Below are 24,273 nucleotides of genomic sequence, written 5' to 3'. Positions count from 1 at the left end.
TACGCCGACGATCGCACACATGATCGCAAGTTTTACCAGGAACGGGGAAATCCGGTGCCCAGTCCGTGCAGCGCGCGCTCGACCAGGTCCCGGACCCGCTGCTCGGCGGCTCGTGCCTCGGCGGGAACGAGACCGAGGCGGGTCCGCCGGTGGAGCACGTCCTCGGTGTCGAGCGCTCCTTCGTGCCGTACCGCCCAGACGACCTCCGCCCCCGTGACGGGGCACCCTTCGAACAGCGGGCGGCCGAGCTCGGCGTCCACCTCGGCCAGCGCGGCCACGCGCGGAGCCTCGGTGCCGTACTTGGCCACCAACCGGGCAGGGGCATCCACTGCGGACAGTGCGGCGCGCGATGTCGCACCCAGCAACGGGAGTCTCGCCGTGCGTACCGGACCCGCCCGCAGTCCCGTGGCCGCCACGGCGGCGTCCACCGCGTCGGCTGCCATCCGCCGGTACGTCGTGAGCTTGCCGCCGACCACCGTGATGACGCCGCCGGGGTCGGTCAGCACCGCGTGCGCCCTGGACAGGTCCGCGGTCTCGCCCGCGGACTCGATCAGTGGCCGCAGCCCGGCGAAGGAGCCGAGCACGTCACCCCGTCCGAGCCGCCTGCCGAGCGCCGAGGAGGCCACGTCGAGCAGAAAGTCCACATCGGACTCCGGGACGTCAGCGACGTCTGGCGGCTCCCCGGTGACCGGCTCGTCGGTGAGGCCGAGGTAGAGCTTGCCGCCCGGTTGCGGGAGCAGGAGGACGAACCGGTTCCGGGTGCCGGGGACGGGCACCATCACCGAGGTCTCCCGCAGGCCCGTGCGCTCGGCGTCCAGCACGAGGTGCGAACCACGCGAGGGCCGCAGCCGCACCGAGGGCACGATCGAGCCCGCCCAGACGCCCGCGGCGTTGACCACCTGGCGCGCCCGCAGCTCCGCCCGCTCCCCGGTGAGCTCGTCGCGGGCCACGACCCGGTCGCCGGACGCCGCCAGCGCCCGCAGCCGGGTCAGGATCCGGGCTCCGTGGGCCGCGGCCGTCCGCGCGAGCGCAACGACGAGCCGCGCGTCGTCGGTCAGCGCGCCGTCGAACGAGAGCAGGCCTCCCCGCAGCCCGGCGGGGGAGAGTCCGGGAGCCAGCGCGAGCGCCTCGGGCGCCGGGACGGTGCGGGGGCGCGGCAGCACGTGCGACGGTGTGCCCGCGGCCCGCCGCAGGGCGTCGCCCGCGTGCAGGCCCGCGGTCACGAGTGCCTGCTGCGCTCGTGACGTGCGGCGATGCAGCGGGACCAGCTGCGGCAGCGACCGGGTCAGGTGCGGCGCGGTCCGCGTCATGAGCAGGTGCCGTTCCACCGCGCTCTCCCAGGCGATCCCCACGTCGCCGTGGGCGAGGTAACGCAGCCCCCCGTGCACCAGCTTGCTGGACCAGCGGGACGTGCCGAACGCCAGGTCGTGCGCTTCCACCAGCGCCACCGAAAGGCCCCTGGACGCGGCGTCGAGCGCGATTCCCGCGCCGGTCACCCCGCCGCCGATCACGAGCAGGTCCACCTGCTCGCCCGAGGCGAGGGCGTCCAGCTCGGCGGCCCGGCGGCGGGCGGTGAGCGACGCGGTGATCACGGGGCGAGGGCGGCGTCGAGGAGGTGGCGCAGCTCGGCGAGCAGCGCCTCCTCCGGCACGTCGACGGTCGCCGGGCGCAGCGACAGCACGAACGACTGGACCACGAGCAGGACGGCGCGCACCTGCGCCGCGACGTCCCCGCGCCGGATGGAGCCATCCTCGTGCCCCGCGCCGATCACCACGCGCAACCCGTCCTCGGCGAGACGCTGCGTCGCGCCGAGCCGCTCGGTGATGTAGGGCAGCAGCAGGTCGGCGTCCACGTCGAGGACGGTGCGCATGAGCGGGTCGGTCACCAGTGCCCGCACCCCGGCCACGGCGCTGTCGACAAGTCGCTCCCGCGCGGTGCGCGCGGTCGCCGCCTCCTCGCTCGTCCGGCGCAGCAGGGCGCCGAATTCCCTCGTCATCAGTGCCGCGAGGATGCTCCGCACGTCGGGGAAGCGCCGGTAGAGCGTCATCCGGCTGACCTTCGCGGTCCGGGCGATCTCCGCCAGCGTCGTGCGCCGGACCCCGCTGGCCAGTACGCAATCCCGGGCGGCGTCGAGCAGCGCGTCGTCGGGCATCCGGCTGGTCGCCGAACGGGTCCGGGCGTCCGCGAGGCCGCTCGGCGCGGACAGGGTGTGACGTTCAGCTGCCATATGTCACACTCTAGCGGTGACCGACACCGTTGACCACCGTTTGCGAAGCGCCTGGACACCGCGGGGAGCGGCCGCGGCCGACGTGACTCCGAAAGTCTTGCGCTGGCTCGCCGAGCGTATCGGTACGCCGGGCGCCTCCGCATCCGTCGTGCCCGACGCCGCGCTCGAGGTGCCGTCGTCGAGCCTGCCGCGGCGGACGCGTGCCGGGCTGGCCGCCGTCGTCGGCGCCGAGCACGTGCTGGTCGACCCCGCTGAGCGGCTCGGCCGCTGCGGCGGCCTGTCGTACCTGGACCTGCTGCGGCGCAGGAGGCCGGAGCTGGGACTCACGGTGCCCGACGCCGTCGTGCTGCCCGCCGACCCCGACCAGGTGCAGCGGGTGCTCGACGTGTGCGTCGAGGGGGACATCGGGGTGGTGCCCTTCGGCGGCGGCACGTCCGTGGTCGGCGGGGTCACGGCACTGCGCGGCGACAAGGAGGCGGTGATCGTGCTCGACCTGGCCCGCCTCGACCGGCTGGTGTCGCTCGATCCGGACTCGCGCGTCGCGGTGCTGCAGGCCGGCGTGCGGGGACCCGAGGCCGAGCGCATGCTCGGCGACCGGGGCTTCACGCTCGGGCATGTGCCGCAGTCGTTCGAGCGGGCGACGATCGGGGGCTTCGCGGCCACCCGCTCGGCCGGGCAGGCCTCCTCCGGGTACGGCCGGTTCGAGGACATGGTGGTCGGGGTGCGTCTCGCGACCCCGCGTGGTGAGTGGCGGCTCGGCGTCGCGCCCGCGTCGGCGGCGGGACCCGACCTGCGTCAGCTCGCGGTGGGCAGCGAGGGCACGCTCGGCGTCCTCACCGAGGTCGCGGTGCGGGTGCGGCCCGCACCCGCCGCCGAGCGGTACGAGGCGTTCGCCCTCGACGGCTGGCAGCGCGGCACCTCCGCCGTCCGGGAGCTGGCCCAGCGCGGGCTCCTCGCCGACGTCACCCGGCTCTCCGATCCGGACGAGACCGACTCCTCGCTCGCGCTGGCCGGTGGCTGGAAGACGGCGCTGCTGCGCCGGTACCTGCGCGGGCGCGGGATCGGGGAACCGTGCCTGCTCGTGCTCGGCTGGCACGGCGCGTCGGCGCGCGAGATCGCGCGGCGGCGGAGGGCGGCGATCCGGGTGCTGCGCCCGGAGGGCGCGGTCGCGCTCGGCGCCGCGGTCGGCGAGGCGTGGCGGCGCGGGCGGTTCGCCGGGCCCCGGCAGCGGGACGCGCTGCTGGACCTCGGTGTCTGCGTCGAGACGCTGGAGACCGCGACGTACTGGTCCCGGCTCGATGAGTTGCGGGACCGGGTCCGGGCGGCGCTGCGGGACTCACTCGACCACCCGCTGGTGCTCTGCCACGTGTCGCACGCCTACGAGACGGGCGCGTCGCTGTACTTCACGGTGCTCGCCGTCCGCGACGAGGCGGATCCGGCCGGGCAGTGGGAGCGGGCCAAGCGGGCGGCCAGCGAAGCCATCGCCGACGGTTCGCTCGGCACGATCACGCACCACCACGCCGTCGGTACCGACCACGCGCCCTACCTGCGGGCGGAGATCGGGGACCTCGGCGCCGACGTGCTCGCCGCGGCCCGGCGAGCGGTGGACCCGACCGGCATCCTCAATCCGGGCAAGCTGGTCTGAGCCGCCGGCTCCAGGACCGAGACGTCCAGGCCGTGCGTGTCCGCGGGGATGCCGGTCAGCCGCAGCGCCTCCGCCTGTGGCGACTCGGCCATCCGGACCGGCCGGCCGTTCACCAGCAGCGGCATCCGCTGCGGTCCCGCGCCGACGTAGGCGAGCACCTCGTCGAGCACCGTGCCGTCCTCGAGCGTGACCGTGCCGGTGCGCAGGCGCGCGAGGTGGTAGCTGGTGCCGCGCGCCTCGCACACGTCCAGCACGGCCACCTGCTCTGGCGTGGCGAACCACACCGCGTGCCACTCGGTCACCCCCGGCGCGGCGGTCAGGGTCGCCGGGCGCTGACCGTCCCGCTGCCGCAGACCCGCCGACCACACGGCGGCCAGTCCCCGGCACTCCGCCCTGACCACCACCGCGGGCCCGGCGAGCCCGAGCGTCTCCCGCAACCACGTGATCTTGGCGGGGCAGACGTTCGAGCCGTAGGCCAGCACGGGAATCCGCTCCCGCCAGCCCGCGGGTGCCGTGCTCAGCGGACGGCCCGCGCCGTCGAGATGCACGTACGAGCACTCCGGGCGCGCACCGGGGTAGGGATCGCCGGGGAAGTCGTCATCGGTGAAGAGAATCGTCGATCACCACCAAACGCACGCCACCGTACCGGCGGGACGCCCGGTGATCGAGCCGATGCGCTCACCGTGTGACGAGGTACACGATCCCTCCCGGACCGCCGGCCACGTTCCCCTCGGCGTCGTGGCGCAGGGTGCGCTGCCAGATGGTCTCGAACTGCGCGCGCGGGTAGACGTTGCGCACGCCCGCGCTGGAGTCGGCGGCCGGATCGTTGACGATCACGTCACCGTCCTGAGTGAAACCGATCACCACCATGAGGTGGCCCGCGGTGCCGTACCCCGCTCCGTCCAGCTCCCGTTCCAGAAAGGACTGTGACGTGATCACCGGAACGCCCCTGGCGATGTAGCGCTCGAGCTCGGCCAGCGAGTGCAGCCGGGTGACGTGGGCCCGCAGGCCGTACCGCGCGGCGTAGGCGGTGTTGAACGGCCAGTTCCCGGTGCCCTCGTAGGCGTGGTCGTAGGTGTGCCTCGCCGCGTGCGCGACCGCCGGGTCGGGGTAGCCGGACGGCAGCCAGGACAGCTCGTGCTCGTCCGGTCCCGCGTTCCAGTAGTCGAGCACCATCGCCGTCGACGTGGGGCTGCACCAGTTCTGCCCGCCGCCGCCGTATTCCGGATACCGTCCCTTGTGGATGTTCTGGGCGTACCTCGGCACGGGGAGCTCGATCCCGCGCGCCACCCCGGGGGCGGAGATGGGCACGGTGAACCGGTCGGGCACCCGGGAGGTCATGGCGCTCGCCGCCCGGAGGACGGGGGTCGCGGAGCCGCCCCGCGCGCGGTAGAGCGTCACGCGGAGCTGGAAGGCGCGGAAGCGGACGCCCGGCTTGGCCACGAGCGTGTCCACGCTGACGCGGGCGTGCTCGTCGCTCTGCCCGGGCACGGACGTGCGGCGGATGTCGGTGTCGCCGTGGGCCCAGCGGCCGAGCTCGTACCAGGCCGTCCGGTCGCCACCCGCGGTCCGGGTGCGGGCTTCGATCCGCAGCCAGGTGCGTTCGGGTGTGCCCGCGTTCCACGACGCGATCAGTTCGGTGGCGTCGAAGCCGGGGGCGTGCACGGGCGAGGTCCACCGGCCGTACTCGTACGTCCGCTCGCCGTCGTCGAAGGTCCCCGCGGGCTCGCCGATCCGCAGGCCGTCGCGGGTCGCGACCACGCCGTCCAGCCTGCCGCTGGCCAGGCCTGCGCCGCTCCAGCCGTGGTGGTCGATCTTCTCGTGTCCCCCTCCCTCGGCCGCTGCCTGCCCCGTGATCGTGCTGGCGGCGAGCACCGCCAGCACGATGATGACCACCCGTCCGCGCATGGACACTCCAACCCTCGACCCGACGCTGGCCAAGAATTTTCGCGCCCTACCGAATCCTTGTAAACCTTTCGCGCCGCGCACTCCCCGGAGGGAGCAAGGGAGCTTTACTACCGTCAGACGGGAGTAAAGCTCCCTCGCTCCCCTTCCGGCGGGGCGGTGGCGGGCGCGGTGGCGAGGTCGTGGGGTCAGCGGACGGCCTGGGACTGGGTGACCTTGGCGGCGAGGCGGCCCTCGTCGTCGTGGATCTCGGTCTCCACCACGATCACCCGGCGCCCGGCCTGCAGCGGGCGGGCCGACGCGGTGGCGTGACCGGCGCGGACCGCGCGCAGGAAGCTGGTGCGCGACTCGATCGTCGTCGTACCCTGGGCGCCTTCGGGCAGGTTGAGGTGGGCGCACACGGCGGCCGCGGAGTCCGCCAGCGCCATGAGGACGCCGCCGTGCAGGGTGCCGCCCAGCGTGCACAGCGTCGGGTCGTGGGCGATGCGGGCACGCACCAGCCCGGCCGAGTGGGACAGCACCTCGATGCCGAGGCGCTCGGTGAACGGCATGGTCCGGTGGAACAGCGTGGTGCCGTCGACGTCCAGGTCAGAATCCATGCCGGAACCCTGCCCGACCCGCCGCGCGGAGTCGATTACCTCCGGAGTAACGAGCGCAGTGAAGGCCACCTTCAGTGCGTTGGACGCACTGAAGGTGGCCTTCACTGCGCGCAGGGTGGCGCTAGAAGTGGCTGATGTCGAGCTTGCCCTCCGCGTGCGCGGAGCGGAGGCGCTTCTTGTCGAACTTGCCGACGCTGGTCTTCGGCACCTCGTCGATGAAGGTCCAGTGCTCCGGCAGCTGCCACTTGGCGACCTTGTCCTTCAGGTGCTCACGCAGCTCCTCGGCCGTCACCTGCTGGCCCTCGCGGACCACGACCGCGACCAGCGGGCGTTCGTCCCACTTCTCGTCCGGCACGCCGATCACCGCGGCCTCGGCGACCGCGGGGTGCGACATGACGTGGTTCTCCAGGTCGACCGACGAGATCCACTCACCACCCGACTTGATGACGTCCTTGGCGCGGTCGGTGAGCGTCAGGAAGCCGTCCGGGGTGATCTTGCCGACGTCACCGGTCCGCAGCCACCCGTCGTGGAACTTGTCCGGGTCCACGTCCTGGCCGCCGTAGTACGACGCGGCGATCCACGGCCCCTTGACCTCCAGCTCACCGACGCTGTCGCCGTCCCACGGCACCTCCTCGCCGTTGTCGTCGATGAGCCGCGCGCGCACCGACGCCGGGAACCGGCCCTGCGTGTAGCGGTACTCCCACGCCTGCTGCCCGGTGGCCCACGCGGGCGGCCGGGCGACGCTGCCGAGCGGCGACGTCTCGGTCATGCCCCACGCGTGCAGGATCGGCACGCCGTACTTCTCCTCGAACGTGTGCATCATGGCCGGCGGCGCGGCCGAGCCGCCGACGACGACCTCGCGCAGGTGCGAGATGTCCTGCGGGTTGGCCTCGAGGTACTGCAGCAGGCCCTGCCAGATCGTCGGTACCGCGCCCGCGAACGTCGGCCGCTCGGCGGCGAGGATCTTCGCGATCGGCTCCGGCTGGAGGAAGCGGTCGGGCATGATCATCGACGTGCCCACCATCATCGCGGCGTAGGGCATGCCCCACGACATCGCGTGGAACATCGGCACGATCACCAGCGCCTTGTCCGACTGGTCCAGCCGCATGCTGTCGGTCATGCACACCTGCATCGAGTGCAGCCAGATCGAGCGGTGCGAGTAGACGACGCCCTTCGGGTCGCCCGTCGTGCCGGACGTGTAGCACATGGCCGCCGCCGAACGCTCGTCGAGCACCGGCCAGTCGAACGTCTCCGGCTGCCCGGCGAGCAGGTCGTCGTAGCCGTGGACCTGCACGCCGTCCGGGGCCTGCAGGGTCGCCGGGTCGCCGTTGGCGACGATGACGTGGCGCACCGTCCTCATCTCGGGCAGCTGCTTGGCGAACAGCGGCACGAGCGTGCCGTCCACGATCACCACGTGGTCCTCGGCGTGGTTCACCACGAACACGAGCTGCTCAGGGAACAGCCGGATGTTCAGGGTGTGCAGAACCGCGCCCATGGCGGGGATGGCGAGGTAGGCGTGCAGGTGCTCGGCGTTGTTCCACATGAACGTGCCGACCCGCTGGTCGCCGGTGACGCCAAGACCACGCAGCGCGTTCGCCAGCTGCGCCGCCCGCTTGCCGACCTCGCCGTAGGTCTGCCGCTTCGCGCCCGCGTCCGTCCAGGTGATGACCTCGCTGTCCGCATAGAGCGTCGAGCCGTGCCGCAGGAGATGGGCGAGGGAAAGCTGGTCGTCCTGCATCGTGCTCAACATCGTGGCTCCCGCAATTGATCGTTCTTTTGTGAACTGGGTTACGCGCGAGCCTAGTGCCGTGCGGGCCCGCCGCCCATGTGCGGAATGCACAACCGTTACGCAGTGCCGCTGGGCCGATTGCCGCGCGTTGAATTCTCGCCCCGGAAGATGGCCCGGATGGGGGGCAAGTGCGTGTCGATTTCGCACTATCGGCCCAGGTGGCGTTTACTGGGGCCGTGGTAGGAGACGGCCTGGCCAGCGCTTGCCTGTGCAAGCACCTGGGGATCCGGGTTGTCGCCGCGAAAAATGCGGACACCCGAATAAGGAAGGATTAGTACGTTGGCTCTGCCTACGTTGACTCCGGAGCAGCGGGCGGAGGCCCTGGCCAAGGCGGCCGAGGCCCGCAAGGCGCGCTCCGAGCTGCTTGCGTCGATCAAGTCCGGCAACACGAGCATCGAGAGCGTGCTCAAGAAGGCCAAGGAAGACAAGACCATCGGCAAGACCAAGGTCACCCAGTTGCTGAAGGCGGTGCCCGGGCTCGGCGCGGTGAAGGTCGCGGCCCTGCTGGAGCAGACGGGCATCGACCCCGACCGCCGTGCGGCCGGGCTCGGCGAGCGCCAGCGCGAGGCTCTGATCCAGGCCCTGAAGTGACTTCCGTGAGTGGCTAGCCGCGTTCGGTACCGATCCGGCTAGCCACTCACCGAGTCGAGGCCCATGGCCCGTAACAGGGTCGCGAACTTGGCCGAGGTCTCGTCCAGCTCCGCCCGCGGCTCGGAGTCCGGCACGATGCCGCCACCCGCGTAGAGCCGCAGGGACCGTTCGGCCACCTCCGCGCAGCGGATCGACACCGCCCACTCGCCGTCGCCCTCGGCGTTCACCCAGCCGACGGCGCCCGCGTAGTACCCGCGTTCGAACGGCTCCAGCTCGGCCACCAGTCCACGGGCCGACTCGGTCGGAGTACCGCAGATGGCGGGCGTGGGGTGCAGTGCCGCGGCCAGCCGCAGCGCGGTCACGTCGCGGTCGACCAGCTCGCCGGTCACGGTCGTGCCCAGATGCCACATGGTCGGCGTCGACACCAGGTCCGGCACGGTCGGTGCGTCCAGCTTCCGGCAGAACGGCCGCAACGTCTCCACGACCGCCTCCGTCAGCACCGCGTGCTCGATGTGGTCCTTGCGCGACGACAGCAGCGCCTTGCCGTTCTCGGCGTCGGTCACCGGGTCGGCCGACCTCGGCATGGACCCGGCGTGCGGGTGCGACACGACGTGTCCCCCGGTGCGCGAGAGCAGCAGCTCGGGGCTCGCCCCCACCAGCGTCCGCCCGGAAGGCAGGTCCGCCGCGAACGTGTAACCGCGCGGGTTGTCCAGCACCAGGTTGTGCAGTATCGGCTCCGGCCCGACCTCCCCGTCGAACTCCAGGTCGAGGGCGCGCGCCAGCACCACCTTCCGCAGCCCGCGGTCCCGCAGCGCGGCGACCGCCCTGGCGACCGCGTCGAGGTGGCGCTCGGGTGCCGGGACGGGCGTCATCCGCACCGGCTGGGCCAGGTTCCTGCGTGGTGCGCCCGCCACGGCTGGATGCGGCGGCCCCGCGAACCGGGCCCGCTCCGGCAGGACCAGGTGACCCGGCGTGCCGCCCGCGGCCTCGCTGTCGAACGGCAGGACGCCGACGGCGATCGGCACGTCCGCCCCGGCGAGCGCGGCGTCCACCCGAGCGCTCAGGCCCACCTCGTCGGTGTCGGTGAGGGCCGCGGCGACGCCCGACGTGTGCAGGGTGCGCTCAGCGGTCGCGAGGAAGAAGTCGCCCCGCGCGTAGTCGTCGAGCAGCCGCACCACGTCCATTGGGACCATTGTCGGCCCTGCCCGACTCGTGAGTGGGAAACGTGGTTAGAACCACGTTCCCCGCTCACGACCACCAGCGTTCGGTGACCGTGATCTCCTGGCTGGTCAGCACCGCGACGGCCGCGCGGTAGTCCGCTCCGGGGGCCAGGTCGGCGAGCCGGGTTCTCGCCGGGGACGGCTCGCCCGCCTCGGCGGCCACCAGCCGGGCGGGTTCGGCATGGCCGGACACCGTGATGCCGCGCAGCGGGAGGCGCAGACCGCGCCCGGTCGCCTTCAGTATCGCCTCCTTGCGCGACCAGTACGTGAAAAACGCCGCGCCGCGCTCGGTGGCGGTCAGGCTCGCGACCGCGGACCGCTCCGCATCGCTCAGCGCGTACTCGATCAGCCCGTCGTCGGCCTTCCTGGTCACCGCCTCGACGTCGAGCCCCACCGGGGCGCCCCCGGTCAGCGCGATGCCGACCCGGTCGCCGGAATGGGAGATCGACAGGGCCAGCGGCATGCCGGGCAGTCTCGGCGGTCCGTGGTGTTTGCCACAGTCCGCGCACGTGGCGTCGAAACGCACGGCACCGGGGTCGAGGCCGAGCCGCTCGCCGGCCAGCGTCTTCGCGAGCACCCTTCCGGTGAGGAAGCGGCGCTGGTCGGCCTCCCTGCGGTAGGCGCCGTACCGCTGCCGCTCGACGTCGTCCAGGAGGGCGAGGAACTCGCCGGCCGGGGGCACCGGGGTCGCCCACCACACGGCGCAGTCGATCACCAGAGGAACCTACCGCCACGGGCGGGGATGCCGCCAGCGGCGGAGTTGGGCTACCGTGCTCACTAAGCAACCGCTTAGTAGTGAAGGAGCCGTGCGGCGATGGATTTCAGCCTCAGCGTCGAAGAACGCGAGATCCGCGACTGGGTGCGGACGTTCGTCCAGCGCGAGCTGATGCCCCGCGAGCAGGAGGTACTGCGCAGGGAGCGGGCCGGGCAGCCGGGGATCACCTCCGACGAGCTGGCCGAGTTGCAGCTGAAGGCGAAGGAGTCGGGCTTCTGGGGTGTGCAGACCCCCGAGGAGTACGGGGGCATGGGGCTGTCCGCGGTGATGACCGCGCTGCTGGAAGCCGAGCTGGGCAGGACGTTCGTGCCGTTCCGCTTCGGCGGCTCCGCGGACAACATTCTCTTCTACGCCAACGAGGAACAGAAGCGCGAGTACCTGATCCCGACGATCGAGGGCAAGCGCAGGTCCTGCTTCGCCATCACCGAGCCGGGTGCGGGCTCCGACGCCAAGGCCATCCGGACCACCGCCCGCAAGGACGGCTCGGACTGGGTCATCAACGGCGAGAAGACGTTCATCACCGGCGGCAACGAGGCCGACTTCTGCATGGTGTTCGCCATCACCGACCCGGAGAAGGGCGCCAACGGCGGCGTGACGTGCTTCCTCGTCGACCGCGACATGGGCTGGCGGTCCGAGTACATCGACACGATGGGCGAGTGGGGGCCCGCCGCGCTGGTCTTCGACAACGTGCGGGTGCCCGAGCGGCAGATCCTCGGTGAGCTGGGCCAGGGCTTCGCGCTCGCCATGCAGTGGATCGGCCGGGGGCGGTACCTGCTGCCCGCGCACGCCATCGGCTCGTGCGAGCGGCTGCTGTCGATGGCCATCGAGCACGCGAACACCCGCGAGACGTTCGGCGCACCGATCGCCGAGCGGCAGGCGATCCAGTGGATGATCGCCGACTCGGGGGTGGAGATCGAGGCGCTGCGCTGGCTGGTGCTGCACGCCGCGTGGCAGGTGGACCAGGGCATGGACTCCCGGCACGCGCAGTCGATCGCCAAGCTGTACGGCGGGCAGAAGGCCAACGAGATCGTGGATCGCGTGCTGCAGATCCACGGCGGCATGGGCTACACGCGGGAGCTGCCGATCGAACGCTGGTACCGCGAGCTGCGGCTGTTGCGCATCTACGAGGGCACCGACGAGATCCAGCGCCGGACGATCGCGCGCAACCTGCTCAAGGGTCACGTCAAAGTCGGCGGGACCCTGGGCTGAGAACTGCCATGAGTGGCTCGTTACTGACGGAATCCGCCAGTAACGAGCCACTCATGAAGGGTGTTCAGGACTTCTTTGACTGTCGGTGCTCGCGCAGGGCGACGGGGACTCCGGCGAGGTCCTCCTCGTTGCACAGCAGTTTGAGGTCGTAGTACGGGGAGCCGTCCCGCTCGTCGTAGTCGAGGTGAACGGCGAGCACGTCGAGGGGCTCGCCGAGCCACTGCTGTGCCTGGCGGAGCCAGCCGGCGCAGCGCTCCAACGCGGCCGGGAGATCGTCGTCGCGGAACTCCACCGGGCGGTACGGCACGTCCTGTACCTGATCCCGCGGATCGGACGGCACCGGCAGCCCCGGCGCGACACCCGCTTCGTTGAGTTCCAGTTGGATCGTTTGCTCACTCACCCTTCGAGCGTCCCTCAGTGAGGCCGCCGGGGCAAGCGTTGCCCCCGTAACATCCCTGGCCGGTCGATGTCACGCGGGACCCCAGACGGACGCGACGACGGCCCGGCAGACGTCCAGGTCGGGCGCGGCCAGCGGCTCCCGCGCGCCCAGCGCACGCAGGGCGAGCACGGCGTAGTGGCCGGCGAGCTCGTCCAGCGAAAGGGCACCTCGCGCCGAGTACCACCGGGCCACCCCGCCGCACATCTCCAGCAGCGCCTTGCGCGTGACCTCCGGCCGGGGGGTGTGGAACGCGCCCGCGCGCAGCCCGGCCTCGATCGTCTCGCCCCACAGCCGTTCGTAGGCGTCCCGCAGTTCCACCACCGCCCGGCGTGCCCCGGAGGAGAGCACGCGCACCTCGTCGTCCACCACCTTGGTCTCCTCCGGTCGCCGGGCGTGGGTGATGACGTGCAACGCGACCAGCCTGCCCATGCGCTCGGCCGGGTCGGTGACGCCGGCCACGGCCCGCTCGGCGCCGGTGAGCAGGCGGCCGAGGCTGTCGCGCATGATGCCGGCGAGCAGGTCCTCCTTGGTGCCCATGTAGTGGTACAGGCTGGCCGACGACAGCTGCGCCTCCTGGGCGAGGTCGCGGATGCCGGTGCCGTGGAACCCCTTGGCCGCGAACAGCTTCACGGCCGCCCGGCGCACGCGTTCCCCGCTGGTCACCGCCACGTGCCCGCCACGCGGTCGTAGGTGCCGGAGCGCAGGTCCTCGCTCGCCGCGCGCAGCTCGCCCTTGGCCACCCGTTCGGAAGGGGTCATCGGCAGCGAGCCGGCGTACGCCCAGTACCGCGGCACCTTGAAGTAGGCGAGCTTCTCCGCGCAGAACTCCGCCAGCTCCTCGGGGGGCACGTCGGCGGCCGAGTGACCGTCGGCGAGCACGACGTAGGCCTTGATCTCCTCGCCGCGCAACGGGTCCGGCACCGGCAGCACGGCCGCGGTGGCCACGGCCGGGTGCAGCAGCAGCGCGCGTTCCACCTCGTCGGCGGACACGTTCTCGCCGCTGCGCCGGATCATGTCCTTGGTGCGGCCCACGTAGTACACGCGGCCCTCGTCGTCCATCCTCGCCAGGTCACCGGTGTGGAACCAGCCGCCGCGGAACGCGCGCGCGGTCGCCTCCGGATCGTCGTGGTAGCCGTGCATGAGCCCGACGCCGCGCAACAGCAGCTCGCCGGTCCGTCCCCTGGGCACCGGCGCGCCGGTCTCGTCGGCGACCATCGCCTCGCGGAAGCGCGACGGCCTGCCGATGCAGCCGGTGCCCACCGTGTCGTCGTGGTCCTCCGGCAGCACCCGGATGTCCCCGCCGGTCTCCGTCATGCCGAACGCCTCGTACCACGGCACCCCCCACCGCCGCTCCAGCTCGGCGTGCAGCTCGCGAGGGATCGCCGAGGCGGTGATCGCGCGCACCCGGTGGTCGCGGTCCTCCGGCGACTCCGGCGCGCGCAGCAGCACCGTCGGCATGAGCCCGAGACAGTAGAACCACGTCACCCCGTACTCCCGGACCTTCGCCCAGAACGTCGAAGGGTGGAAGCGGTCGAGCACCACGAGTGTCGCGCCGGAGGCGAGTCCCAGTGCCACATTCCACTGTGGATCGATGTAGTGGAACGGCTGCGCGGTCAGCATGACGTCGTCGGCGCCGATCGCGGGGAACTCCGTCGCGAGGTCGCGGGCCAGCGTGGTCCAGTACCGGTGCGGCAGCACACAGCCCTTCGGCGCTCCCGTGGTCCCCGACGTGTACTGGATGTTGGCAGGCCGCTCGGGGACGGCCCGGAACGGCGGCGGTGTCCCGCGCGCGGCCAGCTCGCCGACACGCAGCACGCGCTCCACCGACGTCCGGGGCGCGATGGTCTCCAGCAGCGCGGTGAACTCCTCCGTGGTGACGGCGAAGCGGGCCCCGGAGTGGGTGAGCACGTGTTCCCCGTCGAGTTCCCGGTAGTTCGTGTTGACGGGCACCAGCACGGCGCCGAGCTTGGCCAGTGCCAGCCACAGCAGCGGGAACTCGGGCTGGTTCCGCAGCATCACCGCCACGCGGTCGCCCTCGCCCGTGCCGAGCTCGTGCAGCGCGGTGGCGAGCTCGGTGCTGCGCCGGTCGACCTCGGCGAAGGTGAGCCGCTCACCGGTGGCGTCGAAGATCCACGCCACCGCGTCCGGCCACGTGCGGGCGGCCCTGCGCAGCAGCCCGACCAGGTCCTCGATCCGCTCCAGCTCGCTCACCGGGACCGGAACTCCTCGGCCGAGCGGGCGACCTCGGGGGTGTGCTCGGTGATCAGCGCGTGGCTGACCTCCAGCTCCAGCGCGGCGTCCAGCGTCCCGTCGAGGCCCCGGTCGACGGCCCGTTTGGCCAGTGCCGCGGCGGTGGCGGGCTGCCCGGCGAGCCTGCTCGCCCACTCCGTCGCCCGCTCCAGCAGCTCGCCGGCGGGAACGACCCGGTTGACCAGGCCGATCCGCTCGGCCTCCCGGGCGTCCACCCGGTCGCCGAACAGCAGCAGCTCCCTCGCCCTGAACGGCCCGACGAGCAGCGGCAGCAGGCGGGAGGCGGCACCCGTGACGCTGAGCCCGAGGCCGACCTCGGGAAACGCGAAGACGGCGTCGTCGGCGGCGAGCACGAGGTCGCAGCCGAGGGCGAACTCGGCGCCCGCGCCGATGGCGTAGCCGTGCACGGCGGCGAGCACCGGCTGGGGCAGCGCGCGCAGCCGCCTGGTCACGTCCTGCAGGCGTTCCAGGCGCTGCCGTGAGTCACCCTCGGGGGCGGGCGCCTTGAGATCGTGTCCCGCGCAGAACGCGCGCCCGCGCCCGGCGAGCACCACGGCCCGGACGGTGCTGTCCGCGGCCGCCGTGTCGAGCGCGCCGACCAGGTCCTCCACGAGTTCCGGGGCGACGGCGTTGAGCCGGTCGGGGCGGTTCAGCCGGACGAGTGCGACGCCGTCGTCGATCGCGAGCTCCACGGTCTCCATGCGAGGCAGCCTAGACCACCCGATCGATCGATCGATAGAGTGCGGACGACGAGCACGCCGAGGCGAGAGGAGGGCCGGTGGCGGTACGCGACGCCGAGCCGGGCGACATCGGGGAGATCTGCGCCCTCATCGAGGAGCACGCCCGCTACGAGGGCAACGACGAGCTGCGCCTGGACCGCGCGGACATGGCCAGGCACCTCTTCGGGCCGGATCCCAAGGCCTGGGTGCTGATGGCCGAGCACGGTGGCCAGGTCGCCGGCATGGCGTTCTGCAACTGGAACTTCTCCACCTGGGAGGCCAGGCCCGGGATCTGGCTCGACGACATCTTCGTCCGGCCGGAGTTCCGGCGGCACGGGCTCGGCGGTGAGCTGCTGGCCGAGCTGCGCAAGCGCACCGCGGGCCGCATCGAGTGGGACATGCAGGAGGGCAACGACCGCGCGGCGGCCTTCTACACCCAGCTCGGTGCCGAACCGGTGCCCGGCTGGATCCGCTACCGCTGGCGGCCCTGATCTGGTTCCCCGGTGGCCGGTGCGCCCGGCGGAGCCGGGCAAGCACGTGGAGCACTGCCACCGACGTCGAGCGCAGACCGCCGGTCCGAGCACGTTCGAGGAGATCTCCGTGCCGGGCCGCACGGCTTCGCGGATCGCCGCGAGTTCCGCGGTGGCGGCACGGGATCGGCCCTTCGGTGTCCACAAGGGACGCCGCTGGCCGCTCGGGTCACCGGGGTGCTGCCTGCGTCCTATGCGGCATAGGGCGGCGGGCCGGCCGGACGGTAGTCATAGCAGGCGATGCGTCCGTCGAGGACGGAGTGATCGACGAGTTCGAGGGCCAGGTCGGGCGCGGCCGCGAACGCCGGTTGCTGACCCGACTGACCTAGCACCACGGGAAAGACGAGAAGCCGCAGGTGGTCCACCAGTTCCGCGTCGAGGAACTGCCGGGCCAGTGACATGCTGCCGATGGTGCGCAAGTCCGTGCCGCCGTCCTGCTTGAGGGTGCGCACCTCGTCGACGGCGTCGTTCGCGCACAGCGTCGCGCCGGGCCAGCCCACCGAGGTCAGTGTCCGGGAGAACACGACGGTCGGGGTGGTGACCATGCGGTGCCAGCCGGCATCCCGGGCCTCGGCCGGAAGCTCGTCGAGGACCGTGTAGGTGCGCCGCCCCATCAGCGCGCGGTGTGGCCTGCCGGCGTGTTCGTCGATCCACGACGCGAGGTCCGGGCCGGAGAAGCCGAAATAGGCCGGGGACCGCGATCCGAACGCGTACCCGTCCACGCTCACGAAGATGTCGATGCTGAGTTCGGCCATGGGCCCTCCTTCTCCTGCTGCCTTGCTGGCAATAGACAATCATGCTTGTTTTTATGAAGTCAACGAGCATGGTGCCATGCGAACGCGCGCCGCCGCACAGTCCTGCGAGAAACCGGACGGGGCAGGCCGGGTGGGGCCGGTATGCGGGTGCCCCGAGAAGGCGAGGTCGTCACCGGAGCGGTTCTGGTCAGCGCCTTGCGCAGCGGGGTCCGGACGGACGCGGCCCGCCCGCCGGAGTTCCGTACAGCGGCCACGCCGGCGCGGCCGAGCGGGGCCGTCGTTGCTGAACAGGCAGAGCGTGTCGGCGGAGGGTGACGAAGCAGGCCGGTCGAACTCGCCGACCCCGCCGCTGCGGGGCGGGATGACCCGGCGCGGCACGTCGGGGTGCGCGGCAGCGCAGGTCCGCGCCGTATCGTGGAAGGCATGGTGGAGAGCTCGAACCGGCGATCGGCGTCCATCGAGGACTACGTGCGGGCGATCTACGGCCTCGCGGAGCGTGGCGAGCCGGTCACCAACACGACACTGGCCGCCCGGCTGGAGGTCAGCCCGTCCTCGGCCTCGGGGATGGTGACGAAGCTGTCGCAGCAGGGGCTCGTGGCCCACGTGCCGTACCGGGGGATCGAGCTCACCGGGGAGGGCAGGCAGCTCGCCAGGTCGGTGCTGCGCAGGCACCGGCTGATCGAGTCGTACCTGGTGTCCGAGCTCGGCTACACCTGGGACGAGGTGCACGCCGAGGCCGACCGGCTGGAGCACGTCGTGTCCGACCTGCTCGTCGACCGGATCGCGGCGAAGCTCGGCAACCCCGTGCGCGACCCGCACGGCGACCCGATCCCCGCCATCGACGGCAGCATCGAGGAGCTGTCCACCCGGCTGCTGGACGACCTTCCCCCGGGCACCGTGGGCGAGATCGTGCGTGTGTGGGACACCGACCCGGAGCTGTTGCGGTACCTCTCCGACCACCGCATCGCGCTCGGCGAGCGGATCGAGGTCGTGGAGCGGCAGCCGTTCGGCGGGCCCATCGTGGTGAAGGTCGGTGCGCCAGCCGACGCGTCCGTGCACGCGCTCGGCAAGGAGATCGCCCAGGCGCTCTCGGTCGCCGTCCGTTAGCGGTCGCCCGCGCTCCGTTGTCCATTGTGGATCGGGACCTTCGGCCCCTTCCGATCACCGCGGGGATTTTCTAGGCTTCTTCGGTTCCCTTCCGGAGAGTGGAGCGGCCATGACCGGTCAACGGACACCTCAGCTGAGTCGTCAGACGATCACCGCGGACGAGCTGCGCGCCGTCCTGGCCACGGGCCCGTTCGCCGACGCGCTGCGCGCCGCGATCCGGGCCCGCGGCCTCGGGCTCGAACGGATCCAGTACCGGCTCCGGCTGGAGGGGGCGACAGTCAGCATGGCGACGTTGAGCCACTGGCAGTCGGGCCGGCGCCGGCCCGAACGCAGGCAGTCCCTCGTCGTCCTGCGCCACCTCGAGGACGTGCTCGAACTGCCGCGTGGCTCGCTGTTCCGCCTCGTGAGCGAGAAACGTGGTTAGAACGACGGACAACACTCACGAGGTGCGCGGCTTCACGGAATGACCCGTCGCTTGCGGAGGTCGTCGAAGATCCGGAGGAACATCTCCTCCGTGTCGACGTACTCGTGGAAGCCGAAGCGGCGTGCCTTGGACCCGTCGGCGATCACGTCGTAGTCCCACGCGAAGACGAAGTCCCCGAAGCGCCAGGACGACACGTCGCGGTAGGAGTTCCGCTCCAGCCCGTGCCGCTGCACCATCGCGTCCCACAACGGTTCCTTGTCCGCCATGACGTCGGCGAGCGACATCGGCAGTGGCGGGGCGACGTCGAGCTCGAAGTGCCGGGCGATCGCGGGCCAGAGGTCGCGCCAGCGGAACAGGTCGCCGTTGTTGATGTTGAACGCCTGGTTGCCGCACCGCTCGTCCGTCGCCGCCCACACGGTGGCCTTCGCGAGCAGACCGGCGTCGGTCATCTCGAGCAGGCTGTCGTAGGCGCCGGGCCTGCCGGGGAAGCGCAGCGGCAGGCCGAGCTCCCTGGAGATCGCGGCGTAGACCGCGAGGACAAGCGCCAGGTTCATCGGGTTGCCGAGCGCGAACCCGCAGACCACCGACGGCCGCAGCGCCGACCACGTCCAGGACTTGCCGTGCTGGCGCTGCTCGAGGAAGTCCTGCTGGTCGATGTTGAACTCCGGGGGCATGTGCCCGGCGTCGGTCTCCTTGGCCGGCGTCTTGAACGGGCCGAGGTGCGCGCCGTAGACCTTGTAGCCCTGCATGAGGCTCACGTGCCGCAGGTTCGTGGCCACCGGTTCCACGGCGTCGACCAGGTTGACCAGCATCGCCAGGTTGGGCGGCACCAGCTCCGCCCACGTGGGCCGGTCCTGGTACGCCGCGTAGAAGATGTGCGTCACCTCGCCGAGCCCGCCGAGCCGGTCCCGGCAGTCGGCCGGGTCGAGCAGGTCGACCGCGAGGTGCCGGATCCTGCCCCCGGCGGGCCCGCCGCGACGGGACAGGCCGATGACCTCCCAGTCGCCCAGTGTCGCGAGGTGGTCCACGAGGTTGCGGCCGATGACTCCGTTCGCCCCGGCGACCAGGGCGACCTTGCGTTCCGTACTCATGACCTCGATGGTTCGCCGCGCCCTGCGATAAGTCCAAGTGCTGTTTTCTACATCTTCCATAAACTGTGCTCATGACAAGCCTCCGCCAGCTGGAGTATCTGGTCACCGTGGTCGACCAGCGATCGTTCACCCGCGCCGCCGAGCTTCTGCACGTCACGCAGCCCGCGCTGTCCCACCAGATCCGGGCACTGGAGCGGGCGGCGGGCGGAGCGCTGCTCGAACGGCTGCCGAGGTCGGTCCGGCTGACGCCGATGGGCCGCGCGATGCTGCCGCACGCCAGGGCAGCGCTGGCGGAGGCCGCGCGGGCGCGTTCGGCCGCGCGGCGGGCGTCCGGCCTCGAACGGGGTGAGCTGGAGGTGGCCACGGTGTTCTCGATCAGCCTCGGGCTGCTGCCGCCGGTGCTGCGGGCGTGGCGGCGCGCGTACCCGGACGTGCACATCAGGCTCTTCGAGCACCGGCACGCCGACGAGCTGCGCGAGGCCACGGCGGGCGGGCAGGCGGACCTCGCGGTGGGTCCGCTCCCGGAAGGCTGGGCCGGCCCGGTGCGCGCGCTCGGTGCGGAGGAGTTCGTCGTGGTGGTACCCGCGGACGACCCGGCCGCCGACGGCACCGAGGTCGATCTCGCCACGCTCGCCGGCCGGCGGTGGGTGCACTACGCCCCGGGCAACGGGCTGGCGGACGTGGTGGACCGGGCGTGTGCCGCGGCGGGCTTCCAGCCGCATGCGGGGGTGCGCACGGAGCAGACGGCGGCGGCCCCGGTGCTGGCCGCGGCGGGCCTCGGCCCGGCGCTCGTGCCCGCGACCGTGGTCCCGCCCCACTTCGAGGGGCACGTGCTGCGGCCCCGCCCCGCGGTGACCCGTCCGCTCGCCGCCTACACCCGGCACGAGCCGGACCCGCTGACGGCCGCCTTCGTCGAGGTCCTGGCCCTTCGGTGAGACCCCGGTGCCGCCCGGTCAGGCGTGCACGAGGCCGGTGAAGCGTTCGGTCACCTCTTCCGGCGTGAGGCCGAAGTCGGCGAGGTGGTAGCGGTGGGCAGGCCGCGTGGCGCCGCGCGTGCTCTCCGCGTGCAGCGCCCGCATGGCCGTCCCGGCGGCGTCGGTGAGCGGTAGCCGGAAGTGGGCGTAGATCGACTCGACCGTGCCGACGGGGTCGGCCACGAAGTCGGCGTAGTCGACGTCGAGGAACCGCGCCGGGTCGTGCCGGGCGCGTTCGGCGACGAAGCGTTCCAGCCCGCGGGCCCACAGGTCCAGCTGGTCGCGGCCGATCACCTCGCCCCGGAACGTCTCCGACCAGCCCTCGGTGGCCTGCGCGTTGAGGCTGCACACCGACGCGATCGCGGTGCACGGGTCGCGGTGGGTCTGGATCACCAGCGCGTCCGGGTAGACCTCCAGCAGCGCGTCGAGGGCGAACAGGTGGCTCGGGTTCTTCAGCACCCACCGCCGGTCGCGGTCGGGCAGGCCGATCAGCTGGAGGTTGCGCCGGTGCCTGCGGTAGGCGCCGGTCCAGTCCTGCTCGGCGAGCCAGCGCGAGTACGCCGGCACGTGGGCGAGGCATTCGTAGGACACCGACCGCATCGACTGGCGCAGCAGCTGCCAGCACTCCTCGACCATCTCGGCCGACATCGCGTGCACGCCCATGAACTCGGGGCGCTCGACGTGGTGCTGCTCGTAGCCCGCCTGGATGCGCTGGAAGACGGGGTTGTCCGCCCAGGTCTCCCGGGGCGGGCGGGGCTGCGGCACCTCGGTCAGCCACACCTCGAGGCCCTGGTGCGCGGGGTCGGCGGTGAGCAGCCGGTGCAGCGCCGTGGTGCCGGTGCGCGGCAGCCCGGTCACGAAGATCGGCCGCTCGATCGGGACGTCCGCGTGTTCGGGGTGGCGCTGCCAGGCCGCCTCGCTGAGCAGCCGTGCGGTGAGCGCGCCGCGCAGGAAGGCCCGCTTGATCTTGTTGCCCAGCGGCGTCAGTCCCGCCTCGCGGGCGTAGGACTCCAGCAGTACCTCGAGCCCGTCGCGGTAGGCGTCCGTGCCGAAGTCGGTCAGCCCGGTGAGCCGGCTCGCCGAGGCGTGCAGGTCCTCGACGGTGCCGACGCTGTCCCTTCCCGCACTCACCTGCTCTCCTCCCGTGCGCCGAAAGCTCCCCAATGTGGCATTGGGTGCGTTGGACGCACCGAATGCCGCATTGGGTGCGGTGGGTGCACCGGATGCCGCATTGGGTGCGGTGAACGCCACGAATGCGGCATTGGGTGCATCGGGCGGGCACAGCGGCGCGCAGCGTCTCCTTCTGGGTGGTGGGAGACGGGCGGGTGCCACGAAAGCCGCATTGGGTGCGATGGGTGCACCGGATGCGGCATTGGGTGCATTGGGCGCAACGAAAGCCGCATTGGGTGCGTGGAGGCAGGGCAGCGGCGCGTGGGGTTTCCGTGTGGGTGGTGGGAGGCGGGCGGGTGCAACGAATGCCACATTGGGGAACTCCCTTTCAGTGGTGGTACTCGCCGCCGTTGACGTCGAGGCACTGCCCGGTGACGGCCCTGGCGAGGCCGGAGGCGAGGAACACGACGGCGTCGGCGATCTCGTCCGGTTCCGGCAGCTTCCGCAGGTCGATCGTGGCGGCCGTCTCGTCGTAGACCTGTTGCGGATCGACGCCGCGCTGCCCGGCCAGGTACTCGAAGTACCACTGGAGCGAGTCCGCCCAGATGTAGCCCGGGGCGACCGAGTTGACGCGGATGCCGCGCGGCCCGAGCTCGGTCGCGAGACTCTGTGCCAGCGCCAGCAGGCTCGCCTTTGCCATCTTGTACGCGCCGAACGTGCGCCGGGAGTGGCGCAGCACGGCCGAGTTGATCATCACGACCGAGCCGCGGCTCTGCTCGAGGCCCGGCGTGAACAGCCGGGTCAGCCGCAGCGCGGCGAGCACGTTGGTCTCGAAACCCTTCCGCACCTGGTCGAGGTCCACGTCGAGCAGGTCGGTGATCGGCGGCACGGCGAACGCGTTGTGCACGAGGGCGTCGACGCGGCCGAAGGTGCCGAGCGCGGTGTCCACGAGCCGCCGCGCGGCCTCGTCGTCCCTGATGTCGGTCGGCACCGGCACCGCCTTGCGGCCGAGCCGGGTCACCTGCTCGGCCACCTCGTCCAGCCGCGCCTCGGTCCGCGCGGCGAGCACCACGTCCGCTCCCGCCCGTGCCGAGCGCACCGCGATCGCCTGCCCCAGCCCCGGGCCGACGCCGGAGACCACGACGACCTTCCCGTCGAGCCCTTCGAGCGGCATCAGCCGAGCATCCTCGCCGCGACGGCGTCCTGGCGCAGGGCGATCCGCTCGGCCCATTCGGCCGGGGTCACCCTGGCCCGCTCGTAGTAGGGCAGCCGGCCGGGCAGCTCGTCCACCGGCACGATCTCCACCGTGGGCCCGTCCTCGGCGGTCAGCTCCCGGGACAGCCGCTGCCAGCGGATCTGCACGTACCCACGGGAGTGCCCGGTGCGCTCCAGCCAGTTCGCGACGCCGGGGTCGCGTTCGCTGATGACGAACCGCATCCGGCCGTCCGGGTCGATCCTGGCCTGGTCGGCGGTGAGGCTCGTCTGGTGGTTGACGTAGTCGAGCGAGACGTACCACATGCTGCCGAGCTGGATGCCCTGGTACGGCGCGTCGGAGGCGGGCACGGTGACGATCATGGCCTGGTCGTCGGCGAGGTCGTAGTGCCCGGCCGAGGAGAACTGCGTGGCCAGCCCGCCCGGTGTCGGTCTCGGCTCGGTCATCGTGTTCACCGGCAGCTTCAGGTAGAACCACTCCGGGAACGCGAGGAACGTGCGCAGCCTGCTGAGCAGGATCTTCCCGGCGACGCCGTAGCGCTTCTCCAGCGTGCCGCGGTCCTTCGGCGGCGGGGCGGCACCGGCGTGGTCGGCGCGCCGGATGCGGATCATGCCGGGCCGCTCGCGGGTCCAGTCGCTGAACACCTCGCGCACCACCAGCATCGCCGAGCCCTCGCCCAGGACGAAGCGGTTCGGCCCGCCCCCGTCCCGGTCCGGGCCGAACCGCAGCTCGAAGGAGCCGTCGTCGGCGATCTCGATCTCGCGGTCGTCGAACGCGGCCAGGCTGTCCGGCACGTCGACGGGGGAGTAGTCCCCGTTCAGCACCTGGAAGCTCAGGTCCCTGGTGGTCCCGCGTTCGCCGGTGACGACGTACTCGGCGTCATCCCGCAGGTAGGAGTGAAAGTACAGCGCGTCGGGGTTGTCCAGCCCCATCTTCGTGTACGGCCCGGTGGAGCGGACGAAGTACGGGAAGTCGCGCTCGTAGGCCCAGGCCAGCTGCAGTGCGGCACGGATGCTGCCGGCCAGGTAGTCGTAGCCCTCGACGAGGTCCTGCTCGGTCCGGATGTGCGGGGCCTCGGCGATGACCTTCTCCGCCTCGACCACCGCGTCCGCGAACGCCTGTGTCAGCACCGAGCCAGACTAGAACGTGTTCTACCCGCCGGTCAACGGAGCGTCCCGCGCCGCCCAGCGGTTGGCGGTGAGCCGGAAGCTCGGCACGTCGTCCAGCGAGAGCATCGCCTCGTACGTCCGGACGTATCCGGTGTGCCCGATCCGCCACCGCCCGTCCGATCCGCGGACGTAGCGGTCCTCGTAGAAGGCCGCGCCCTTGATCAGGACACGGTGCTCGGTGGCGATCACCGTGTCCTCGAAGCACCACGTGCCGGTGGCGGTGTCGCCCTCGACGTCGATCTCGGGCTGGCCCGCCTGGTGCACGGTGATGATCTCCGGCCCCAGCTTGTCCCGCAGGAAGCCCACGATCTCGTCGCGGCCGGACAGCCGCAGCGGCTCGCCATAGGTGGGGGTCCCGTAGTCGGCGGTGGCGTCCGGCGCGAGCGTGCCGGCCAGTTCGTCCCACTGCTTGAGGTCGACACAGCGCAGGTAGCGGTACTTGACTCGTTTGATGTCCTCGACGGTCCGGATGGCCTCGATGGCGGCGATTTCCATGCCAGGTAAGCTTGCGCCGTTGTGTGACCGTTTTCAAG

General features: G+C 72.0%; 25 protein-coding genes. 7 read left to right on the top strand and 18 right to left on the bottom strand.

The window, feature by feature from the left end:
• Nucleotides 1-32 precede the first annotated feature (32 nt).
• On the bottom strand, nucleotides 33-1,592 hold the full coding sequence (locus B0I33_RS04790) for a glycerol-3-phosphate dehydrogenase/oxidase (protein ID WP_106177298.1): 1,560 nt from the start codon (nucleotides 1,590-1,592) through the stop codon (nucleotides 33-35).
• Nucleotides 1,589-2,227 (bottom strand): TetR/AcrR family transcriptional regulator, encoded by a 639-nt coding sequence (locus B0I33_RS04785; protein ID WP_106177297.1) that lies wholly within the window; start codon nucleotides 2,225-2,227, stop codon nucleotides 1,589-1,591. The genes B0I33_RS04790 and B0I33_RS04785 overlap by 4 nt, the downstream gene beginning before the upstream one ends.
• Before the next feature lie 16 nt (nucleotides 2,228-2,243).
• Here B0I33_RS04785 and B0I33_RS04780 point away from each other — a divergent pair, with 16 nt between their 5' ends.
• Complete coding sequence (locus B0I33_RS04780; RefSeq protein ID WP_106177296.1) at nucleotides 2,244-3,872, top strand: FAD-binding oxidoreductase; 1,629 nt, start codon at nucleotides 2,244-2,246, stop codon at nucleotides 3,870-3,872.
• On the opposite strand, the gene B0I33_RS04775 is transcribed toward B0I33_RS04780, so the two are convergent.
• From B0I33_RS04775 to B0I33_RS04760, 4 genes are all read right to left on the bottom strand, one after another.
• A complete protein-coding gene (locus tag B0I33_RS04775) occupies nucleotides 3,770-4,420 on the bottom strand; it encodes a gamma-glutamylcyclotransferase family protein (protein WP_245900444.1) in 651 nt (216 codons plus the stop codon). The genes B0I33_RS04780 and B0I33_RS04775 overlap by 103 nt on opposite strands.
• 130 nt (nucleotides 4,421-4,550) lie before the next feature.
• Complete coding sequence (locus B0I33_RS04770) at nucleotides 4,551-5,780, bottom strand: C39 family peptidase (protein WP_106177666.1); 1,230 nt, start codon at nucleotides 5,778-5,780, stop codon at nucleotides 4,551-4,553.
• Nucleotides 5,781-5,965: 185 nt separating this feature from the next.
• Nucleotides 5,966-6,376: a PaaI family thioesterase gene (locus B0I33_RS04765; protein WP_106177295.1), complete on the bottom strand. Its 411-nt coding sequence runs from the start codon at nucleotides 6,374-6,376 to the stop codon at nucleotides 5,966-5,968.
• A 121-nt stretch (nucleotides 6,377-6,497) separates the two neighbouring features.
• Complete coding sequence (locus B0I33_RS04760) at nucleotides 6,498-8,126, bottom strand: long-chain fatty acid--CoA ligase (RefSeq protein ID WP_106177294.1); 1,629 nt, start codon at nucleotides 8,124-8,126, stop codon at nucleotides 6,498-6,500.
• A gap of 318 nt (nucleotides 8,127-8,444) precedes the next feature.
• On the opposite strand from B0I33_RS04760, the gene mihF reads away from it, so the two are divergent.
• A complete protein-coding gene (gene mihF / locus B0I33_RS04755) occupies nucleotides 8,445-8,756 on the top strand; it encodes an integration host factor, actinobacterial type (protein WP_106177293.1) in 312 nt (103 codons plus the stop codon).
• Nucleotides 8,757-8,794: 38 nt separating this feature from the next.
• Here the strand turns inward: mihF and B0I33_RS04750 are convergent, their stop codons facing one another.
• Both B0I33_RS04750 and B0I33_RS04745 read right to left on the bottom strand, forming a co-directional pair.
• On the bottom strand, nucleotides 8,795-9,940 hold the full coding sequence (locus B0I33_RS04750) for an isochorismate synthase (RefSeq protein ID WP_106177292.1): 1,146 nt from the start codon (nucleotides 9,938-9,940) through the stop codon (nucleotides 8,795-8,797).
• A 64-nt stretch (nucleotides 9,941-10,004) separates the two neighbouring features.
• Nucleotides 10,005-10,691: a 4'-phosphopantetheinyl transferase family protein gene (locus B0I33_RS04745; RefSeq protein WP_106177291.1), complete on the bottom strand. Its 687-nt coding sequence runs from the start codon at nucleotides 10,689-10,691 to the stop codon at nucleotides 10,005-10,007.
• Nucleotides 10,692-10,790: 99 nt separating this feature from the next.
• Here B0I33_RS04745 and B0I33_RS04740 point away from each other — a divergent pair, with 99 nt between their 5' ends.
• Nucleotides 10,791-11,960 (top strand): acyl-CoA dehydrogenase family protein, encoded by a 1,170-nt coding sequence (locus tag B0I33_RS04740; RefSeq protein ID WP_106177290.1) that lies wholly within the window; start codon nucleotides 10,791-10,793, stop codon nucleotides 11,958-11,960.
• Between the two features lie 64 nt (nucleotides 11,961-12,024).
• Here B0I33_RS04740 and B0I33_RS04735 read toward each other — a convergent pair whose 3' ends face one another.
• The 4 genes from B0I33_RS04735 to B0I33_RS04720 form a co-directional block, all read right to left on the bottom strand.
• Complete coding sequence (locus tag B0I33_RS04735; protein WP_106177289.1) at nucleotides 12,025-12,360, bottom strand: hypothetical protein; 336 nt, start codon at nucleotides 12,358-12,360, stop codon at nucleotides 12,025-12,027.
• A gap of 69 nt (nucleotides 12,361-12,429) precedes the next feature.
• Nucleotides 12,430-13,062, bottom strand: coding sequence for a TetR/AcrR family transcriptional regulator (locus B0I33_RS04730; protein WP_106177665.1), 633 nt, complete (start codon nucleotides 13,060-13,062; stop codon nucleotides 12,430-12,432).
• Entirely contained in the window at nucleotides 13,059-14,609 is a 1,551-nt protein-coding gene (locus B0I33_RS04725; protein ID WP_106177288.1) for an ATP-dependent acyl-CoA ligase, read from the bottom strand. The genes B0I33_RS04730 and B0I33_RS04725 overlap by 4 nt, the downstream gene beginning before the upstream one ends.
• Entirely contained in the window at nucleotides 14,606-15,349 is a 744-nt protein-coding gene (locus B0I33_RS04720; protein WP_181193180.1) for an enoyl-CoA hydratase/isomerase family protein, read from the bottom strand. Before B0I33_RS04720 ends, B0I33_RS04725 begins: the two co-directional genes overlap by 4 nt.
• Before the next feature lie 77 nt (nucleotides 15,350-15,426).
• Between B0I33_RS04720 and B0I33_RS04715 the strand changes: the two genes are divergently transcribed.
• Nucleotides 15,427-15,858: a GNAT family N-acetyltransferase gene (locus tag B0I33_RS04715; protein WP_106177286.1), complete on the top strand. Its 432-nt coding sequence runs from the start codon at nucleotides 15,427-15,429 to the stop codon at nucleotides 15,856-15,858.
• 230 nt (nucleotides 15,859-16,088) lie between these two features.
• Here the strand turns inward: B0I33_RS04715 and B0I33_RS04710 are convergent, their stop codons facing one another.
• Nucleotides 16,089-16,652: a dihydrofolate reductase family protein gene (locus tag B0I33_RS04710; protein WP_106177285.1), complete on the bottom strand. Its 564-nt coding sequence runs from the start codon at nucleotides 16,650-16,652 to the stop codon at nucleotides 16,089-16,091.
• A 423-nt stretch (nucleotides 16,653-17,075) separates the two neighbouring features.
• Between B0I33_RS04710 and B0I33_RS04705 the strand changes: the two genes are divergently transcribed.
• Together B0I33_RS04705 and B0I33_RS04700 are read left to right on the top strand one after the other, a co-directional pair.
• Nucleotides 17,076-17,759, top strand: a complete 684-nt coding sequence (locus B0I33_RS04705; protein WP_106177284.1) for a metal-dependent transcriptional regulator — start codon at nucleotides 17,076-17,078, stop codon at nucleotides 17,757-17,759.
• Between the two features lie 109 nt (nucleotides 17,760-17,868).
• On the top strand, nucleotides 17,869-18,183 hold the full coding sequence (locus B0I33_RS04700) for a transcriptional regulator (protein ID WP_106177283.1): 315 nt from the start codon (nucleotides 17,869-17,871) through the stop codon (nucleotides 18,181-18,183).
• A gap of 32 nt (nucleotides 18,184-18,215) precedes the next feature.
• On the opposite strand, the gene B0I33_RS04695 is transcribed toward B0I33_RS04700, so the two are convergent.
• A complete protein-coding gene (locus B0I33_RS04695) occupies nucleotides 18,216-19,274 on the bottom strand; it encodes an SDR family oxidoreductase (protein WP_106177282.1) in 1,059 nt (352 codons plus the stop codon).
• Between the two features lie 71 nt (nucleotides 19,275-19,345).
• Here B0I33_RS04695 and B0I33_RS04690 point away from each other — a divergent pair, with 71 nt between their 5' ends.
• Complete coding sequence (locus tag B0I33_RS04690; RefSeq protein ID WP_106177281.1) at nucleotides 19,346-20,209, top strand: LysR family transcriptional regulator; 864 nt, start codon at nucleotides 19,346-19,348, stop codon at nucleotides 20,207-20,209.
• Between the two features lie 18 nt (nucleotides 20,210-20,227).
• Here B0I33_RS04690 and B0I33_RS04685 read toward each other — a convergent pair whose 3' ends face one another.
• From B0I33_RS04685 to B0I33_RS04670, 4 genes are all read right to left on the bottom strand, one after another.
• Nucleotides 20,228-21,379 (bottom strand): sulfotransferase family protein, encoded by a 1,152-nt coding sequence (locus B0I33_RS04685; RefSeq protein WP_106177280.1) that lies wholly within the window; start codon nucleotides 21,377-21,379, stop codon nucleotides 20,228-20,230.
• 367 nt (nucleotides 21,380-21,746) lie between these two features.
• Nucleotides 21,747-22,532 (bottom strand): SDR family oxidoreductase, encoded by a 786-nt coding sequence (locus B0I33_RS04680; protein ID WP_106177279.1) that lies wholly within the window; start codon nucleotides 22,530-22,532, stop codon nucleotides 21,747-21,749.
• Nucleotides 22,532-23,701 (bottom strand): hypothetical protein, encoded by a 1,170-nt coding sequence (locus B0I33_RS04675; protein ID WP_106177278.1) that lies wholly within the window; start codon nucleotides 23,699-23,701, stop codon nucleotides 22,532-22,534. Before B0I33_RS04675 ends, B0I33_RS04680 begins: the two co-directional genes overlap by 1 nt.
• 21 nt (nucleotides 23,702-23,722) lie before the next feature.
• Entirely contained in the window at nucleotides 23,723-24,235 is a 513-nt protein-coding gene (locus tag B0I33_RS04670; protein WP_106177277.1) for a nuclear transport factor 2 family protein, read from the bottom strand.
• Between the last annotated feature and the right edge of the window lie 38 nt (nucleotides 24,236-24,273).

This window comes from Prauserella shujinwangii (assembly GCF_003001955.1).
GTDB lineage: Bacteria > Actinomycetota > Actinomycetes > Mycobacteriales > Pseudonocardiaceae > Qaidamihabitans > Qaidamihabitans shujinwangii.
The sequence above is the reverse complement of the archived record's forward strand: the minus strand, read 5'-3'. Positions and strand labels throughout refer to the sequence as shown.